Source organism: Corynebacterium sp. HMSC034H07, from assembly GCF_001815175.1.
GTDB classification, from domain to species: Bacteria; Actinomycetota; Actinomycetes; order Mycobacteriales; family Mycobacteriaceae; genus Corynebacterium; species Corynebacterium hiratae.
The window spans coordinates 1-17,734 of sequence record NZ_KV819485.1 but is presented as its reverse complement, the minus strand read 5'-3'; the positions used below and the strand labels follow the sequence as shown (position 1 = coordinate 17,734).

The 17,734-nt window shown below is 55.3% G+C and carries 14 protein-coding genes and 1 pseudogene; 11 read left to right on the top strand and 4 right to left on the bottom strand.

The features are described 5' to 3' along the window. Nucleotides 1-7: 7 nt before the first annotated feature. From HMPREF3009_RS00970 to HMPREF3009_RS00955, 4 genes are all read right to left on the bottom strand, one after another. Nucleotides 8-1,141: a DUF2800 domain-containing protein gene (locus tag HMPREF3009_RS00970; protein WP_070509900.1), complete on the bottom strand. Its 1,134-nt coding sequence runs from the start codon at nt 1,139-1,141 to the stop codon at nt 8-10. Further along, nucleotides 1,134-1,544 carry a hypothetical protein gene (locus tag HMPREF3009_RS00965; RefSeq protein WP_070679459.1) on the bottom strand — a complete coding sequence of 137 codons (411 nt, stop codon included), beginning with the start codon at nt 1,542-1,544 and terminating at the stop codon, nt 1,134-1,136. Before HMPREF3009_RS00965 ends, HMPREF3009_RS00970 begins: the two co-directional genes overlap by 8 nt. After that, entirely contained in the window at nt 1,541-1,783 is a 243-nt protein-coding gene (locus HMPREF3009_RS00960; protein WP_070509906.1) for a hypothetical protein, read from the bottom strand. Before HMPREF3009_RS00960 ends, HMPREF3009_RS00965 begins: the two co-directional genes overlap by 4 nt. A gap of 62 nt (nt 1,784-1,845) precedes the next feature. Further along, nucleotides 1,846-2,472, bottom strand: coding sequence for a sigma-70 RNA polymerase sigma factor region 4 domain-containing protein (locus tag HMPREF3009_RS00955; protein ID WP_070509909.1), 627 nt, complete (start codon nt 2,470-2,472; stop codon nt 1,846-1,848). Between the two features lie 403 nt (nt 2,473-2,875). Here HMPREF3009_RS00955 and HMPREF3009_RS00950 point away from each other — a divergent pair, with 403 nt between their 5' ends. The 11 genes and pseudogenes from HMPREF3009_RS00950 to HMPREF3009_RS13630 all read left to right on the top strand — a co-directional run. Beyond that, the gene (locus HMPREF3009_RS00950; RefSeq protein ID WP_070509914.1) at nt 2,876-4,114 is read left to right on the top strand and encodes an ABC-three component system protein; all 1,239 of its coding nucleotides are present in this window, start codon (nt 2,876-2,878) and stop codon (nt 4,112-4,114) included. Continuing rightward, on the top strand, nt 4,101-4,334 hold the full coding sequence (locus tag HMPREF3009_RS00945; RefSeq protein WP_005295497.1) for an ABC-three component system middle component 7: 234 nt from the start codon (nt 4,101-4,103) through the stop codon (nt 4,332-4,334). Before HMPREF3009_RS00950 ends, HMPREF3009_RS00945 begins: the two co-directional genes overlap by 14 nt. Next, on the top strand, nt 4,318-5,979 hold the full coding sequence (locus HMPREF3009_RS00940) for a DUF2326 domain-containing protein (RefSeq protein ID WP_070509917.1): 1,662 nt from the start codon (nt 4,318-4,320) through the stop codon (nt 5,977-5,979). The genes HMPREF3009_RS00945 and HMPREF3009_RS00940 overlap by 17 nt, the downstream gene beginning before the upstream one ends. Continuing rightward, entirely contained in the window at nt 5,972-6,229 is a 258-nt protein-coding gene (locus HMPREF3009_RS00935; RefSeq protein WP_083306656.1) for a helix-turn-helix domain-containing protein, read from the top strand. The genes HMPREF3009_RS00940 and HMPREF3009_RS00935 overlap by 8 nt, the downstream gene beginning before the upstream one ends. Beyond that, nucleotides 6,226-8,008, top strand: a pseudogene (locus HMPREF3009_RS00930) (N-6 DNA methylase). The gene HMPREF3009_RS00935 and the pseudogene HMPREF3009_RS00930 overlap by 4 nt, the downstream one beginning before the upstream one ends. A 31-nt stretch (nt 8,009-8,039) precedes the next feature. Next, entirely contained in the window at nt 8,040-9,224 is a 1,185-nt protein-coding gene (locus tag HMPREF3009_RS13635) for a restriction endonuclease subunit S (protein WP_232760852.1), read from the top strand. 10 nt (nt 9,225-9,234) lie between these two features. Further along, nucleotides 9,235-12,387 (top strand): type I restriction endonuclease subunit R, encoded by a 3,153-nt coding sequence (locus HMPREF3009_RS00920; RefSeq protein ID WP_070513017.1) that lies wholly within the window; start codon nt 9,235-9,237, stop codon nt 12,385-12,387. Nucleotides 12,388-12,517: 130 nt separating this feature from the next. Continuing rightward, entirely contained in the window at nt 12,518-14,251 is a 1,734-nt protein-coding gene (locus HMPREF3009_RS00915) for a class I SAM-dependent DNA methyltransferase (RefSeq protein WP_369816100.1), read from the top strand. Then, a complete protein-coding gene (locus tag HMPREF3009_RS00910) occupies nt 14,248-16,227 on the top strand; it encodes a DEAD/DEAH box helicase (protein WP_070513004.1) in 1,980 nt (659 codons plus the stop codon). Before HMPREF3009_RS00915 ends, HMPREF3009_RS00910 begins: the two co-directional genes overlap by 4 nt. Then, nucleotides 16,220-17,392: a GIY-YIG nuclease family protein gene (locus tag HMPREF3009_RS00905; RefSeq protein WP_070513001.1), complete on the top strand. Its 1,173-nt coding sequence runs from the start codon at nt 16,220-16,222 to the stop codon at nt 17,390-17,392. Before HMPREF3009_RS00910 ends, HMPREF3009_RS00905 begins: the two co-directional genes overlap by 8 nt. 141 nt (nt 17,393-17,533) lie before the next feature. Then, nucleotides 17,534-17,734 (top strand): hypothetical protein (locus HMPREF3009_RS13630; protein WP_232760850.1); only part of this gene is annotated, 201 nt, incomplete at its 3' end.

Below are 17,734 nucleotides of genomic sequence, written 5' to 3'. Positions count from 1 at the left end.
TTGTTCGTTACTTGATTGCAGTGAATTCATCTGTTGCTGACTGGATTTCCAGTGCGGGTCTCTTGTCGGACTCGGGCACCAGCGTGGGCTTCCCGGCGGGTTTGACCACGAGGTCCCCAAGGAGAGTGGCGAAGCGCTTCTTGCCCAGCTGCTTCTCCAGCGCGGTGATCGTCTTGAGCTTGCGATCCCACACGTCGACACCGGCCGCCTCAGCTGTCTTGGCGACAGCGGCCTCGTCGGCGTACTTGCGAATCGAGCGTCCTTCGACGAGCTTGAAACCAGACCAGGTCTTGCCCTGGTTTACCGCCAGCGACAGCGCGTGCGCTTCCACATCGGCAGCCCACGCCTTCAGATCCGGAAGTTGGGCCAACACCTGTGCGATCTCCTCGTCGGTGAGCTCGGCTGGTGGGGCGAACTCATGCTGGGCAAGCGCAAGGTTCGCCTCAGCACGCGTCCGGCAGGTAGGTGAGAGTTTGCAGAACCGGCACCACTCACCCGGAGCGAACTCGCCATCACCGCTGGCAGCCAGCGCGGCACGAGGCTTCACCACCTGTTCCGCCCACGCCTCCAGCTCAAACACCGGGATCGTCCACGTCGAGACGTTCGAGCGCCTGGGCTGGAAGATCGTCACCGCCACCTCGGTGATGTCGTAAAGCGACCCGAACGCATTCAACGCTCCGAGCGCATACAACATGAGCTGCGGGTTGTGCTCGGCCTCGACCATGACACCCTGCCCGTACTTCAAATCGATGATCTGAAGCGTGGGCTCAGCGATAATCACGCAGTCGCCAGTGCCGAACCCACCCGGCACCACGTGGGAGAAGTCCAGGCGCTGCTCGATGAGCACCTGCGGATCAGCACACGCCCGCCGCACATCACGCACCCGCTCCTGGACGAAGGCCACGTAGTCATCCGTCAGGGCATCCATCTGCTCGTCATGCCAGCTCGAGACAGGCTTCGTGGTCGGAGCGTCATGCAGGGCGCGGCGCAGCTTCCACTCCGCAAGCGCATGCGCGGCGGTTCCCTGCTCGGCAGCCTGCGAGGTGGACTCCGGTAGCCCGGCCTCCAGCGTTGCCGACGGCGGGCAGGCCAACCAGCGGTGCGCGCCCGAGGCGCTGAGCAGTGCGTGCTGGTCAGGCATCAGCAATCGCTTCCGCTTGCTCCAGCAGCTGCCCGTACTTGGACGGGTCAACCTCGGAGAGCTTGTTTGCGCCAGCTGCCTGGATGAGCTCACGCACCTGCCTTGTGTGACCTGCCTGCGACAGGCGCGCCAACACCGTGCGGACCTGCTCCAACGTCACCTGCACAACCTCCGGGGCCGCTGCCGGGGCGGGCGACTGATGGTTGGCTTCGTACTCTTCGGCCGCAGCTTCCAGTGCTGGCTGGGCGAGCTGGGCTGCGGCGATCGGGCGAGCCCCCGCCATCCCGGGGTGGTCCTCGAACGATTCCCATGCGGCTTCTTCGACCGCTGAGGCCAGCATCGTGACTCCCTCCGCGATCCGGTTCAGCGCCGGGATGTAGCGGTTCGCTTCGGTGACGTTCACGCGGCATCACCACCGCTCCGGGTAACGCCGACGGCACGGGCCAGTGCCATGAGGTCGTCGTCTGGGCGGATGATTTCTACTGAGCGGACCTGGTTGCCCGGCACGAGTACGGTGAGCTGTTGGGGGTTGCCGAGCAGCTTGCGGGCGATCCTGCTTCGGATACTGACCTTGCGGGTAGAGACCGCAGCGTCAGGTTCGGGCTGGTCAGTCAACGTGACCTTGAGACGATGCTTCGACATCGTTTCCTCCTTGTGAATCAGATGAGCGTCGGTTTGTGCTGGCCTTCATGTGGGCCGGGCACTCATACGCCCCCGACGGGAGCCAGATCCGGACACTCCTGCTCGATGAATTCGCGAAGCTTCTTCAGAGCCCGTTTGACCGAGCGCCCGATGCTGTTCGCTCGCTTGGCCACGTCGGCTTCGTCAGCACCGGGCAGCTCCTCACGCGCGATCTGCACGAAGGAGAACCCCTCAAACACGTGCAGGCGGATATGCTCGGTTTGCTTGGCGCTCACCTGAGCCAGCAGCCAATCGACAACCAGCTCACTGTCGATCTGGTCTTCGTGAACCGAGACGTTCAGATACTGGGGTCCGTCATGGACCTCGACTTCCCAGTCGCTGTAGGACAGGTCGCCGCGGTTTCGAGCGTTCTCGGCGGCACGAAAACAGCGGTAGGCAGTGCGCAGATAGTCAACTTTCCACTCCGGCACGTATGTCGGGTCGTAGAGCAAGGCGAGCACCTCATCGGCGCTCAGGCCAAGTTCTTCGTCTCCAACGGGTGGGTCGACGAGCTCGACCCACGCATAGTTCTGGATGCCGTCCTTCGAGATGGTCGATGGCACGTAGATCTGGGTATAGACCTTGCCGCTGACCTTCTTGGTCCGGACGGAGTACGGCTCGCTGGTCCTTCTATTTGGTTGTGTTGTCAAGGGAATCCCTCCTGAGGAGGGAGACCCGCTTGAGTAAGCAAGCTCGGTGTCGACGGTTCAGAAGAGATGGGCAGAGAAACGAGAAGGCAGGTACCCGTAGGTCGGGTACCTGCCGCTTGCTTCTCTTACGCGTCTCCCTGGTGGTCGACGGCCTTGTGTGATCAGCACGCGGCACTTGTAGGTCACGGAACCGTCGTGGCCACTCAGGTCCCGCAGCCGTCTAGTTCACTCACAGAGCGTCCTAGACCCCTTCGAAGGACATCAGCGGTAGACTTAAGATCACGATCTCTAGGTACTCAGCAGACGCCTCCGGAAGTACTTCGAGACTAAAAATCGGGCGAGAAAATGTCCTTGCCCCTGTTTTGGTGCTGTTTTGGTCCTCTTTTCCCGAGGGAGGTTTTTGATGAGCCAGCTGTGCTTCGCGACCTTCGCGCGCGCCCTGCAAAAGGTGCTCATCCAGCCAGCAGCGAGTTACACCACTCCGACCAGGCAGGGAGCCAAGAAGCCGTCAACGGCGCGACCAAAGATGACCTCAACCGACGCCTACGTCGTGGAGGTGCTCTTGCGCTGGATTCAGGACTTCGCCCCTGTTGCAGACCAGGACGGATGGGACGTGTGGCGCACGCCCAAGACAGTGAGCGGGCTACTCAAGCAGGACATCCCGCTGCACACCGGCTTCGGGCCCGTTCTGAAGCAACCGGGACTACGTGGGGCTGCACGTGAAGCGTTCGGCAAGATCGCCCAAGATATTGCGCCCATGCGCGAGAGTGACTTCAAAGCCGAGCTGATCGAACTGATCAAAGATGATCCCGAAGTCAGTGCCGACGCAGCAGAAGACCTGCTGTACACCGCAGACCAGGATGACGTGTCTTTTTATGCCGACACGTTCCTATCTGCCATTTCGAGAACGAACAAGAAGCGAGCCAACAATGGCGTAACCGAAGCGGATGTCGTGCTTGCAGCCCGCAATGGAGACTTGTGTCCTGTCTGTCGCAAAGAGCGACTAGTCAAGACTGTCAAAGGCGAACGTCGACCATTCTTCGAGATTGTCTCTTTCACCATTGGCGAAGGCAGCGCTGAGACCGACCGGGAAGCGGTGTGTGTCAAGTGCGCCAAGCTCGTCCCCACCAATGACACGTTGCTTGAAGTGTCTGATGTCGTAAACAAGCTCCGAGACATTCGAAATCGTAGGATTGCTGCAACAGCACTTCAGGACACCGCGCTCGATTCGCAACTCCACCCAGCGATCGCCTCTGTCATCGAAACGCTTGGGGAACGCATCGTCACCGGAGTCATCCCGGAGCTAACTTTGGACGCGGTGCGAGTCGCTGAAAAGGTCAGGCCCGAGTATTTTGAGCTCGCCGAGCGGATCAAGATTCATGTCTTGCAGTGGTATCGCATCATCGAGCAAGAGTTCCGCTCTCTCGAGGGGGTCAGAGGTCGCAGCAGATTCGACGCGATCGCCGGGCAAGTCGCCGACTTTTACGACCAGGCGTCCCAGCACACTGACGACCAGCAGGCGATATTCGATCAAGTTGCTGATTGGATCCACACCAACTCCGACTCTGTGAACCTCAGCGCGTCGGTCATCGTGACGTGCTTCTTCGTTCAAAACTGTGAGGTGTTCGATGCGATTGCCTAGCAAGGTCACCCCCTACTCGCAGTCCACGCTGAGCCAGTTTCCACCGATCCTGACGCATCTGTCCGATCAGGATCTCAGTCCCGCTGCCTTATACAAGAAGGTCAAATCAAAGTTTGCCGACGTGGACGAGTTCGTCGACACGTTGGACTGTTTATTCGCACTCGGCCAGATCGAGCTGCTCTACCCGGAGGAGGTGCTCCACTATGTTGGTCGAGTTTGACAGTGACGCGTTCTTTCACGACGAACAACGCCCCGGCCCGCTGCGCTTAAAAGAAGGACTCAACACGGTTCTCGGCACGGAAAACACTGAAAACTCAATCGGAAAGTCCACCACGCTGCTGGCCATCGACTTCTGCTTCGGCGGTTCTGATTACATCGACAAAGCCAAGGATGTCGTCAAGAACATTGGGCATCACGAGATTCGCTTCGCGTTCCTTCTCGGAGGCGAGACGCACTACTTCCGGCGAGCCACTGACACCCCCAACGCGGTTATCTTGTGCGACAAGGAATACCGAGCACTGCGCACCATGACGCTTGAGGACTTCAAGGGCTTTGTCGGCACCCAGTATGGACTTCAAGATACTGGCATCAGTCTCCGTCAAGCAGTCAGCAACTTCTTCCGGATCTGGCAACGGAAGAACTCCGATGTCGACCACCCGCTTCTTGCGTACCCGCGAGACACCCAGGCTGACGGCGTCAAGCGTCTCCTGAAGCTGTTTGATGAGTACACCAAGCTTCAAGGCTTCATGGCTGCTAAGGAAGAGGCTGTTCGAGAGCTTGATCTGTTCAATGCCGCCGGGCGCTACTACGACTTCCCCCGAGCAAGGAACGTCACCGAGGTCAAAAACAACACCCAGCGAATCGAAGACCTCGAGACCGAACGCGACCAAGCAGGACTCCGCGCAGGATTGACTGCAAAGGATTACACCTCAGCTCAACAGGCAGCCATCAACGAGGTGCAGGCAGAACGCGAGCCCTTGCTGCGGCGCTTCAACCAGATCGGTCGACAGATCAACTCCATGCGACAGGCAAAGGGGATCTCATCTGAGGTCAGCCTGACCAAGAAGTTCGATTCCTTGCGCGAGTTCTTCCCAGGGGCAAATATCGAACACATCGAGAGCATCGAGCATTTCCACCGCAGTATCCGTCAGGTTCTGGACTCCGAATTCAAAGCAGAAACCAAGCAGTTGGAAGAAGAACGTGGGCGAATTCAGCAGCGTCTTGACCAACTCAGCGCCCGCCTCGAGGATCTCTCCGTCGCGCCCACGGCAACGCAGGCCGATATCCGTGCCTACAGTGAACTCGATCGCCAGATCAGATCACTGCGCAACGCCAACAAGGCTTTCCATGACGAGCAGCGACTCAGGGAAGCCAAGAAGCAAGCTTCCGAAGCGCTCGACGAAGCATCCGAATCGATCCTGAAGGACATCGAATACAAGCTCAACGGAGCGATGCAGCGCCTAGATGGGGAAATCACCCGCGAGGAACGAACCCCACCAAGCATCCAGATCCCAGCGATCGACAAATACTCCTACGAGATCGAGAACGACTCGGGAACGGGCTCTACCCAACGCGGCCTGATCTCATTCGATCTAGCAATGCTGGAAACCACGCTTCTCCCTGCAGTCGCACACGATTCGATGCTCGTCCAACCAATCGAAGACCAAGCCTTCGACGGAATCGCGCAGGTGTATGCACGTCAGAGAAAACAGGTTTTCCTCGCGATCGACAAAATCAGCCGCTACTCGGAGGAAACCCAACAGATCTTGACTAAGTCAGCATTCATCCATCTTGAACCCGGACGAGAGCTGTTTGGCCGGTCGTGGAGCAAACAGAAAAAGAGGAAGGCTAACGACAGTGAGTAAACGAATAGAGTTCGACCTCCAAGTCAAAGCCTCCTACAAGCCTCTGTGGAAGCTGCTGGTGGACAAGGAAAAGCTCAAGCAAGACCTGCGCGAGGAAGCCAAACTGTCGTCCACCACGATGGCTCGCCTCAACAACGGAGACAACGTCACCACCGACGTGCTCCTGCGGATCTGCCAGGTCCTCAACTGCCAGGTCGGCGACATAGTCGAAGTCATACCTGCAAATGAAAAGAAAGAAGAAGACGCATGAGTCAACTGGGGTCATTCATCTGGGGTACAGCCGACGTTCTGCGAGGGCCGTATAAGGCCAGCCAGTACGGCAACGTCATCTTGCCCATGACGATCCTGCGCCGTCTCGACTGCGTCCTGGCAGACCACCAGGCCACGATCGAACCGCTGGTGGAGCGCTTCAGCAACAACCCCGAACTGCTGGCCGCGCAGGTACAGCGGGCTACTGGACTGCCGTTCTACAACACCAGTCCATGGACTCTGCGGTCACTGCTGGGTGATCCAAAGGGACTCGAGGCGAACCTGAAGCAGTACGTCAACGGCTTCTCGGACAACATGGACGTTTTCGAACGCTTCAAGCTCGCCGACGAGATTGCCACCATGGCCGAGAAGAACATCCTTTACATCGTGGTAGAGCGCTTTTCCAACATCGATCTGCACCCCAAGACAGTAACGAACGCCCAGATGGGAGATCTCTACGAGTACCTCATCCGCACGTTCAATGAGTCTTCTAACGAGGCGCCGGGTGAGCACTTCACCCCGCGCGACGCTATCCGACTCCTCGTGGATCTTGTCTTTGCTGGTGACGATGAAGCGCTGAGCACCCCGGGCGCCATTCGGTCGATTTATGATCCCACTGTCGGCACAGGGGGGATGCTTTCCATCGCAGAAGAGCACCTGATCGGCAGCAGTGACAGTCCAGGTCTGAACCCACAAGCCCAGCTTCGGCTTTACGGACAAGAATGGAATGATCACTCCTATGCGGTGTGCAAGTCCGACCTGTTGATTAAAGGCTATGACTCCAGCAACATCCAGCTCGGCGACACACTCGCCGACGATAAATTCGCTGGACAGACCTTCGACTATTGCATGTCGAACCCACCGTACGGCGATGACTGGAAAGCCAGCCAATCGGCCGTCATGAAGGACCTGAAAGAGCTTGGTAGCTCTTCTCGCTTCTACGCTGGTGGCGATAAACCCAAGCAAAATGTCCCCCGCCGTCAACGACGGGCAGATGCTTTTCCTTCAACACGTGGTGAGCAAACTGCGCCCTAAAGTCAAGGGCGGTGGCCGGGGCGGCATCGTCATGAACGGCTCACCGCTGTTCAATGGTGCTGCGGAGTCAGGGCCGTCAAACATCCGTAGATGGCTACTCGAGCATGACCTGGTGGACGCCCTTGTGGCACTGCCAACCGACATGTTCTACAACACCGGCATCGCCACCTACATCTGGATCGTCGATAACAACAAGCCCGAAGAACGCCAAGGCAGAGTGCAGCTCATCGACGGAACCGAGTTCTATGCCAAGATGCGCAAGAAGCTTGGCGACAAGGGTCGTGAACTCACCGAAGCTAACCGGGCAACGATCGTGCGCCTGTATGCCGACTACGTGGAGACAGAGCACTGCAAGATCGTCCCCATCGACGAGTTCGCATACTGGCAGATCACCGTCGAACGCCCCCAACGCGACAGCGAAGGCGAGATCGTAACGAACGCTCGGGGCAAGAAGCAGCCCGACGCGAGCCTGCGCGACACCGAACGCGTCCCGTTCACCTACAACGGCAACAGCCGCGCCGACGAAGGACGCAACGAAACCATCAAGGCCTACTTTGAGGCCGAAGTGCAGCCCTACGTGCCCGACGCCTGGATCGACGAGAAGAAAACCAAGATCGGCTACGAGATCCCCTTCACCCGCCACTTCTACCGCTACCAGCCACCCCGCCCACTCGAAGAGATCGACACCGAACTCCACCAAGTCACCCAAGAAATCCTGGCGCTACTTAGCGAGGTGACGGACTGATGCTCAAATTCAGAGGTGGTCTCCTCCCAGCATGGTTTGGCGCGGTACCCCCGGCAACGCCCAACAGATCCTGCCGATCGGATACCTATTCGATAAGTACCGGCAGATTCCAGGTGCAGGTAAGGCAGATTCATATCAACGCCTTTCTCTAACAATGAACGGTGTGCTGCCGAGATCACGAGAAGCGACCGACGGCCTCCAGCCAGAATCTTTTGACTCGTATCAGTTGTTGAAGCCTGGCCATCTCGTATTCAAGCTGATTGACCTGCAGAACGTCTCAACAAGCCGAGTCGGTTTGTCAGAAGACGAAGGCCTCGTAAGTCCTGCATATATCGTGGTTCAGCCGTCCAAGGAGGTCTTGCCACGCTACGCATACTGGTACTTCATGGATCTCTACTTTCGACAGGTCTTCAATAACCTGGGTGAAGACGGGGTCCGAGCATCTCTCGGATGGGAAAGCCTGAAGGAATTGCCGTTCCCACTACGTTCAATTGAACAGCAGGAGCGGATCGTCCAGTATCTCGATGTGGAGACGGCGAAGATTGACAACCTCATCACTAAACAGCGTGAGCTTCTCAAACTGCTCGATCTTCGTAACGAGGCACGCTGGCATGAGGCGTTCACGGGGTTCACACCCTTGAAAACGCTTCCGTTGAAGCGGTTACTTGTCAAGCAATATCGACCGGTGGTTGAAGGGGCTGGCGTCGTCACTGCTTTTCGTGATGGCGAGGTAACACTGCGCTCAAACCGTCGGGAAGAAGGGTTCACTTTCTCAGAGACAGAAGCTGGGTATCAAGGAGTAGTTGCGGGCGACCTGGTGTTCCACGGCCTGGACGGCTTCGCGGGTGCCGTCGGTATCTCTGATAGCAACGGCCAGTCGACACCCGTTTATCACGTCTGTCGGCTCCGTAATGATGATGACAATCTTCGTTTTATTGCTTACTTGCTCCGATATCTGGGTAATAGCGGGTTCTTGGCTACCCAAGCACCAAGCGTTCGTCAACGTGCTGTTGACTTCAGGAATTGGCAGACTTTTGGTCGGATTCCCCTTTCTCTGCCTCAAGGGAAAGTGCAGCAAAGGATTGTGTCTGAGCTAGATGAGAGCGCTAAAGCGCTTGCCGACGCTAGGGCAACAATTGAGCGTGCTTTGGGGCTCTTGCAGGAGCGTCGTTCGGCGTTGATCACTGCTGCGGTGACTGGCCAGATTGAGGTGTAAGGAGGACGTAATGGGTGTTCAGCACGAGAAGAGTTTCGAGACCGAGATTTGCGAGTACCTCGGCTCGCATGGCTGGCTGTACGAAGAGGATTTCACCGGCTATGACCAGGAGCATGCGCTGATTCCGGAGGACGTGATTGCTTGGCTTCAGGTGACGCAGCCTGAGCAGTGGGCGCGGGTCATGCCGGATAACGGCTCGCCGGTGGAGACTGCTCTTGCAAAGCGGTTGTTGGTGGATCGGCTCGTCAAGGAGCTCGACCAGCCGCTTGAGCATGGCGGCGGTCTGCTGGCCGTGCTGCGTGGCGGGTTCAGGAAGACCCCAGCGAAGTTCTTCATGTGTGCGTTCAAGCCTGCGACCTCGATGAACCCCGAAGCTGAGCAGCACTACCAGGCAAACCGACTCCGGGTGGTACGGCAGGTACATCACTCGGCAAAGCGCCCGCAGGATTCGATCGACCTGGTGTTCTTCGTCAACGGTCTACCGGTGGCGACCGCCGAGCTCAAGACCGACAACACACAGTCGATTGATGACGCGGTGCATCAATACCGTCGAGACCGTCAACCTCAAGGTGAACCGTTGCTGAAGTTCGGCTCCCGTGCTCTGGTGCATTTTGCGGTCTCTACTGACGAGATCCGGATGACCACGAAGCTAGATGGTGCGAACACGGTGTTCTTGCCGTTTAACCTCGGCAATGACGGCGGTGCCGGTAATCCGGTCAACCCGAATGGCGCTGCCACTTCGTACCTGTGGGAGCGGGTGCTGCAGCGTGATAACTGGCTGCAGATTCTGGAACGATTTGTGAACCTGCAGATCACTGAGAAGGTCGATCCAATCACTGGTGTTCGCTCGCGTAGTAGGCAGATCATCTTCCCGCGCTTCCACCAGTGGGAGGCCGTCACTAGCTTGCTCGAGACCACGAGCGCTGAGGGGCCGGGTAGTAAGTACCTGATCCAGCACTCTGCAGGATCAGGAAAAACGAACTCGATCGCGTGGCTTGCTCACGGGCTCGCGAACCTCCACAACGCCGATAATTCGAAGACCTTTGATTCGGTGATCGTCGTGACTGATCGTACCGTGCTCGATGACCAGCTTCAGAAGGCAATCAAGGCAATTGAGGGCACGAAGGGTGTAGTCGGAACGATTAACGCTGACGAGGTTCGTAAAGCGTCAGCGACCTCAAAATCGGACCTGTTAGCCAAGGAACTGAGTAGCGGCAAGCTCATCATCATCGTCACGTTGCAGACTTTCCCGTTCGTGCTTGAGGCGCTTGCGCAGCAAGGTGGGCTCGCGGATCGCAAGTTTGCGGTAATCGCGGACGAGGCGCACTCATCTCAGACCGGCACAAGTGCTCAGAAGCTGCGACAGGTCCTTTCACAAGCAGAGGTCGAAGCCCTCGAGGACGGTGGCGAAGTAAGCGTCGAGGACGTGCTTGCCGCTGAGATGGCAGCGCGGGCGACAGCCAAGAACATCTCGTTCTATGCGTTTACTGCTACGCCGAAGGGCAAGACGCTGGAGATGTTCGGTCGTCCTGGTGCGGATGGTTTGCCACAGCCTTTCCACGTGTACACGATGCAGCAGGCCATCGAGGAGGGCTTTATCCTTGATGTGCTGCGCAACTACACAACGTACAACACGGCTTTCCAGCTCGCCCAGAAAGCCGGTGGGGCGGTTGGAACTGACGAGCTCGTCGATGAGGGCACCGCGAAAAAGGGCCTGATGCGGTGGGTGAGTCTGCATCCGACAAACATTGCTCAGAAGGTTCAGATCATCGTCGAGCATTTCCGCGAGAATGTTGCTGAGCTCCTCGATGGGCACGCTAAGGCGATGGTGGTGACCTCGAGCCGAGCCGCTGCGCTGAAGTACAAGATGGCAATCGACGCCTACGTTGAGAAAAACAACTATCCGTTGGGAACCCTGGTGGCGTTCTCTGGAAGCTTGACCGCTGAGCAGATTGATGATGTTGTGCCTGGCGTGCAGGAGCCGTATACAGAAACGAACATGAACCCTGGCCTGCGTGGTCGAGGGATTCCACAGGCGTTCGCGGGTGATCAGTTCCAGGTTTTGATTGTTGCCAACAAGTACCAGACGGGCTTTGATCAGCCGTTGCTTTGCGCGATGTACGTGGACAAACGCCTTGACGGGATCGAAGCTGTCCAGACGCTTTCCCGTCTGAACCGTACCCTGCCGTCCAAGGGTAAAGACACTACGTACATTCTTGACTTCGTCAACGACACGGACACGATCCTCGATGCATTCCTGCCGTACTACCGCACTGCCGAAATCATTGAAACTACCGATCCAGATCTCGTGCATGACCTTGCGCGGAAGCTTGAAGTTGCCGGGATCTATACGAAGGATGACGTGGATGCCTTCGCGCAGGCATTCATCATCGAGAAGAAGCACGGTAAGCACACTGCATCGCTGAAGCAAGCCGCTGACCGGTTCAATGACCGCTACGTGGCTGCCTTGGCCGACAACGCAAAGGCCGAGATCGACGAGCTTGACCTCTTTCGCAAGGACGTCGGCTCATTCGTGCGTCTCTACGATTTCCTGTCCCAAATCGTCGACTATCAGGACACCGACCTCGAGAAGCTCGCCCTGTTCCTCCGGCTACTGCAACCGCGACTTACGGGTCGCAAGACTCCAGAAGAGCTGGATTTTAACAACATCGAGCTCACCCACATCAAGCAGACGCGTAAGAGCGAAGGAGCTATTGCACTCGGAGGTGACGGCGAGAAGCTCAAACCGATGGGTGTCGGTGGTGGACGTTCGCGCGACCCGCACCTGGTTGCCTGGGAAGAAATCCTGAACAATATCAATGCCCTTTTTGAGGACGAGGATTTTGATCCTGGTTCAGTGGAGTCCTGGGTACAGGGCGTCGTCACGATTCTCGTTCAAAATGAAGAGATTAAGGATCAGGTCAACGCGAACACCAAGGAGCAGTTTCGCGAGTCGCAGACGATCGAAACTGCCGTCACGAACGCGGTGCTCGATCACCAGGACTCACAGCAAAACATCATGGAAAAGTTCTTCGACAGCGCTCATCGCAAGGGCCAGATCATCAAAGAGATCTCCGACCTTGTTTACTGGGAACTCCGCCACGAGGCTGAAAAGAGTACACAACCTCAAGACGACGCAGAGGACGACATCAACCAGGAGTAACAATTACTGCGCGCGAAATCCCGACTGGTTCACCCCTCTACGGACGCCAGCCGGGGTAGCGGCGTGCCGAACACTTAGCGATTCAGCAAGCTAACCTCCAAACGGCAGCACTGGGACGAATTCCCAGGTCATAGCCGGTAATGACGCTATCCGATGGCACCGCTCCGCACTGGGGTCTTGTATCCAACGTGACCAGTTGTGCGATCCGGCCTGTGGCTCAGGAAATTTCCTTGTTATCGCATATAAAGAACTACGCCGGCTGGAGCACTCAATCCTCGAGCGACTGGCTTTACTAGATCAAAGGCACAGCGTGCTTTGGTCCGACTCGCGCATCAGCATTGAGAACTTTTACGGTATTGAAATCGATGATTTCGCTGTCGAGATCGCAGTCTTGTCAATGTGGATTGCTAAACATCAAATGAATACGGAGTTTAAAGATAAATTTGGTACCGAAATTCCGCTCATTCCTCTGAGGGAGACGGGGCGCATTCAGGCTGGAAACGCAACACGTCTTGATTGGAAACAAGTTTGCCCAAATGGCGGAAACGAGGAACTCTATCTTATTGGAAACCCGCCCTACGGAGGTTCTCGGAAGGTAAGTACAGAACAAAAGTCGGATTTCCCGTATGTCTTTGGTGATCGACCTTTTTCAAAAAACCTTGACTACATTTCGCTTTGGTTTATCAAAGGGGCAGGTTACATTGCTGGTACTCTTGCAGAGCTGTCTTTCGTAGCCACAAATTCCGTTGTTCAAGGTGAACACGTCGGATTGATGTTCCCGATGATATTTGATAAAGGCGTTGAAATTAGCTATGCATATACTTCGTTTAAGTGGGAAAATAATGCAAAACATAACGCGGGTGTGACTGTTGTTGTCATTGGAATGAGGGCTGTTTCAGAAAAGAAGAAATATCTATTTAGCGGTAACGCTCGAATTGAGGTGTCCTCGATTAATGGTTATTTGGCCGATGCAGAGAATGTGTTTGTATACCGACGCACATCGCCGCTTTCTTCTCAGCTCCCGCAAATGGCGTTTGGTTCTGTGCCGCGCGACGGTAAGCATCTTCAATTGTCCGTTTTTGATTCAGAACAACTGTTAACTGAGAACGTTAATGCCAAGAAATTTGTGAAGAAATACTTGGGGTCATCAGAGTTTATCAACGGGAACGATAGATTTTGTCTTTGGATAGATGATAGTGATGTAGCTGAAGCGCGAAGCGTTGAGTTCATCCAGAAACGCCTCGAGCAAGTAGCAGCGGAACGAAAGCGAAGTACTTCTAAGGTTGCTAACGAATTTGCTGACCTGCCGCATCGATTTTGGCACCGTGCTTATAAGCCCACTGATTCGATTATCGTGCCTAGGGTCTCTTCAGAACGTCGCGAATACATCCCAATCGGATATCTTGGGCCAGATACGGTGGTTTCAGACGCGGCATTTGCCGTTTACGATGCAGAGCCCTGGTTGTTTGCGCTCCTCACATCGAAGATGCACATGGTCTGGGTCCGGGCCGTTGGCGGCAAGATGAAGACTGACTACCGATATTCCAATACGATCGTGTACAACAACTTTCCTGTTCCAGAGTTATCGGCCCAAGCGAAGAATGAGCTTTCGCAGCGCGCACTTCGAGTGCTTGATGTTCGTGAGTATCACAGTGAATTCACGCTTGCCGAACTTTATGACCCGGATAAAATGCCGGATAATTTGCGGCAAGCGCATGCTGAGGTAGACGCTGCTGTCGATAAGCTTTTTTCCGCTCGCCCGTTCGAGAGCGATGAGGCTCGACTGTCCGTGCTCTTTGCTATGTATAAAGAGGCAATTGAAGCGGAAGAAGCTGCGGGAGCGAAAGGTAAGCGGAAGAAATGAGCGCGAAGAGCTTTAGTCAGGCGGTAGAAAACGTTGTCACCGTTGAATATGCGCAGTCGGGTACGTCAGTTAACACTGATGGAATGGGCATGCGCGAGATGCAGCGTCGTGTCTTTGAAGAGCGCGCAGCTCAGTATTTGCTGATTAAGGCGCCGCCGGCATCGGGAAAGTCGCGCGCGTTGATGTTTGTGTCTTTGGACAAACTGTTCAATCAGGGACGTAAGAAGGTAATCGTTGCCGTGCCAGAGCGCTCTATTGGCGCGTCGTTCGCTAGTACACAGCTGATGGCGAACGGGTTCTTCGCGGATTGGGAAGTCAAGGATTCCAATAATCTCTGCACACCTGGAGCCTCGGCGAGCAAGGTCGATGCATTTATCAAGTTCTTGCATGGACCTGATCCGATTCTGGTGTGTACGCATGCGACGCTGCGCTTTGCGTTTGAGAAATTGGCTCCGGAAGACTTCAACGGGGCAGTTCTCGCAATCGATGAGTTTCACCATGTCTCTGCGGATACGGAATCAAACCGATTGGCTGCGCTTTTACATGACGTGATGAGAGGCTCGGATGCCCATATTGTGGCGATGACGGGTTCCTACTTCCGTGGCGATACCATGCCGGTGCTTGCTCCTGAGGACGAAGCTAAATTCACTCCGGTGACGTTTACGTATTATGACCAGCTCAACGGCTATACGTATCTGAAGTCGCTTGGCATTGGACACCATTTCTACCAGGGCCGCTATACCGATGCGTTGGATGAAGTCCTTGATCTTGATCGGAAGACGATTCTTCACATCCCTAACGTGAATTCGGGTGAGTCCACCAAGGACAAGATTGAAGAAGTCAACACCGTCATCGACATCATTGGAGATGTTGAGTCAGTCGATGCGGAATCAGGCATTATCAACGTTTGCCGTCGCGATACCGGTGAGATCCTGCGCGTCGCCGATTTGGTTGATGATTCCAACCCGAAACGTCGTGCCGAGACGCTGTTGTATCTGACTGACGTGGCGGCAAAGCAGCGCGATGGAGTAGACATCATCATTGCCCTTGGCATGGCGAAGGAAGGCTTTGACTGGCCTTACGCGGAGCACGCCTTGACTGTTGGCTACCGAGCATCGTTGACGGAAATAATCCAGATCATTGGGCGCGTGACCCGTGATGTGGAAGGGAAAGCCCACGCTCAGTTTACGAACCTTATCGCTGAGCCCGACGCAGGTCAGGACGAAGTCACTGTTTCGGTGAACAATATTCTGAAGGCAATTACTGCCTCGTTGCTTATGGAACAGGTACTGGCACCCAACTTTGATTTCAAGAAGAAGAAGGACCGAGACGACAAATCTACTGCGGGTAAGATTAAGGTGTTTGGCTTCCAAGAACCATCCACTGAGAGAGTGAAGCAGATCGTCGAGGCGGATCTCAATGATCTGAAAGCTACGATTCTTCAGGACGATACGTTTGCACGCGCAGCGATCGGCGGGTCAGAACCAGAGACAGCGAACAAAATCCTTATCCCGAAAATCATCCGAGAGAAATACCCGGATCTGAACGATACCGAGGTAGAGGAAGTTCGACAGCGGATTGTCGTCGATTCTGTTGTGAAGACTGGCCGCGTTCGCGAAGTCGGCGACAAGCGGTTCATCGAGCTCGCTAATCGTTTCGTGAATATTGATGAGCTGAGCATTAATCTGATTGACTCGATTAACCCCTTCCAGCGGGCATTTGAAGTGCTCTCGAAGTCGGTTACGCCGTCGGTGCTTAAACTGATTTCCGACAGCATTGACCTGACACGTATTGCACTGACGCCGAATGAAGCGATGAAGCTCTTCCCCACGATTCAAGATTGGGCGAAGGTTAATGGACGTAGGCCGGACCGTCGTTCCAAGGACGCTACGGAAAGGCTTTATGGTGACGCATTGATGGTGCTACAGCAGCTGAAGCGCGAGCAAAAGAGAAAGGAGCTAGCCGGAGATGAATGATGACTTCGACGCAGCAGCTTTTGCGGAGCTTCTCGCTAGTGATACCGGCGGTTTGCTTGATGCGCCAGCGAAGCCAAAGCCGGTTACTTCGAGCGATAGGCTGGAACGCAGCTTTTTAGAGATTGTGGAGTTCTATCGCGAACACCAACGTGTGCCGTCCTCAGAGACTCTGGATATTGCAGAGCGCAAGCTGGGAGCACGACTCGATGGTTTTCGTGCGGCTCCGGAACGAGCTGCTGCGGTTGCTCACCTCGATGAGTTTGAGCTACTCGCGAAGCCAGAGATTGATTCTTACGAGGATCTTTTGGCGAATGATGACCTTGATCTTCTTGACGATGAAAGCGATATTTTTGATACTTCATCGCTGCCTGTAATCGCTGAGCGCCGGAGTGCTAAAGAAGTTTCTCGTCGTGTTAAGGCAAAGAACTTCGAAGAGTTTGAGCCGCTCTTCAAGCAGATGCATGCGGATCTGGCATCTGGTGAATTCGTCATTAGGTACTTCGCTGGCGAGGACACGATCAAGGAAGGCCAATTCTTCATTCTGGCTGGCGTGATGCTCTTCGTTGCAGAAGTTGGTGAGGACGAAATCGTGGCCAGCGGAAGCACAACAAAGAAGAAGCAGCGTCTCCGCGTCATTTTTGAAAACGGTACCGAAGGATCCATGTATAGACAGTCGTTGTCTATTCGCTTCTATTTGCAGGACGGACGCTCGATTGTACGTTCAGGATTTGATGCTTCAGAAATCGGGGACGCCGACGTTGAGAGCGGACATGTGTACGTGCTGCGCTCACTCAGCGAAGACCCGCAGATTTCTTCGATTGAGAACCTGTACAAGATTGGGTTCTCTCGCAATCCGGTGAAGAAGCGGATCGCGAATGCGGAGAAAGAGCCGACATTTTTGATGGCGCCAGTTCATATCGAGGAGGATTACCGCGTCTATAATTTGCGTCCCTCTTCACTGGAGAGTTTGCTACATCGGGTGTTTGGCAGCGTTCGATTGAATGTTTCACAGGTAGGCATTGACGGGCGTATGTACAACCCACACGAGTGGTTTGTGGCTCCGCTGCCGGTTATCAACCAGGCGATCAAGATGATTTTGACCGGTGACATTGTCAACGTTGTTTATGACCCCGCGCAAGAACAGCTAGTACCTCGCGAAGATTGAGGTCGGCATATTTTTAAAATGTAGCGAGGGACGGCTTAACTAAGGGAGTCGAAGCTTGAACAGGTAGTCAATAGTTCGGCACGACTCTTGACTTGTAGGTGGATCGAAAGTCAAAAATCTGGTTTTGAAGGAGATTGGTTCTTGCAACAGGATGATTTCTTTGAATGGATTGACGTGTTCGATGGCTTGGTAGAAAGGCAAGTACAACGAATTAATCGGAAGTTGCTTGAGGAAGTTAGAAACGGGACTTCCAGCCGAGCTGACTTGGAAGTCGTCGTTCCCCTAACTCAAATTGTCCGAGATGAATTTACAGGCTCTTCCGGTTTTGGGGTGCGTAGCGGG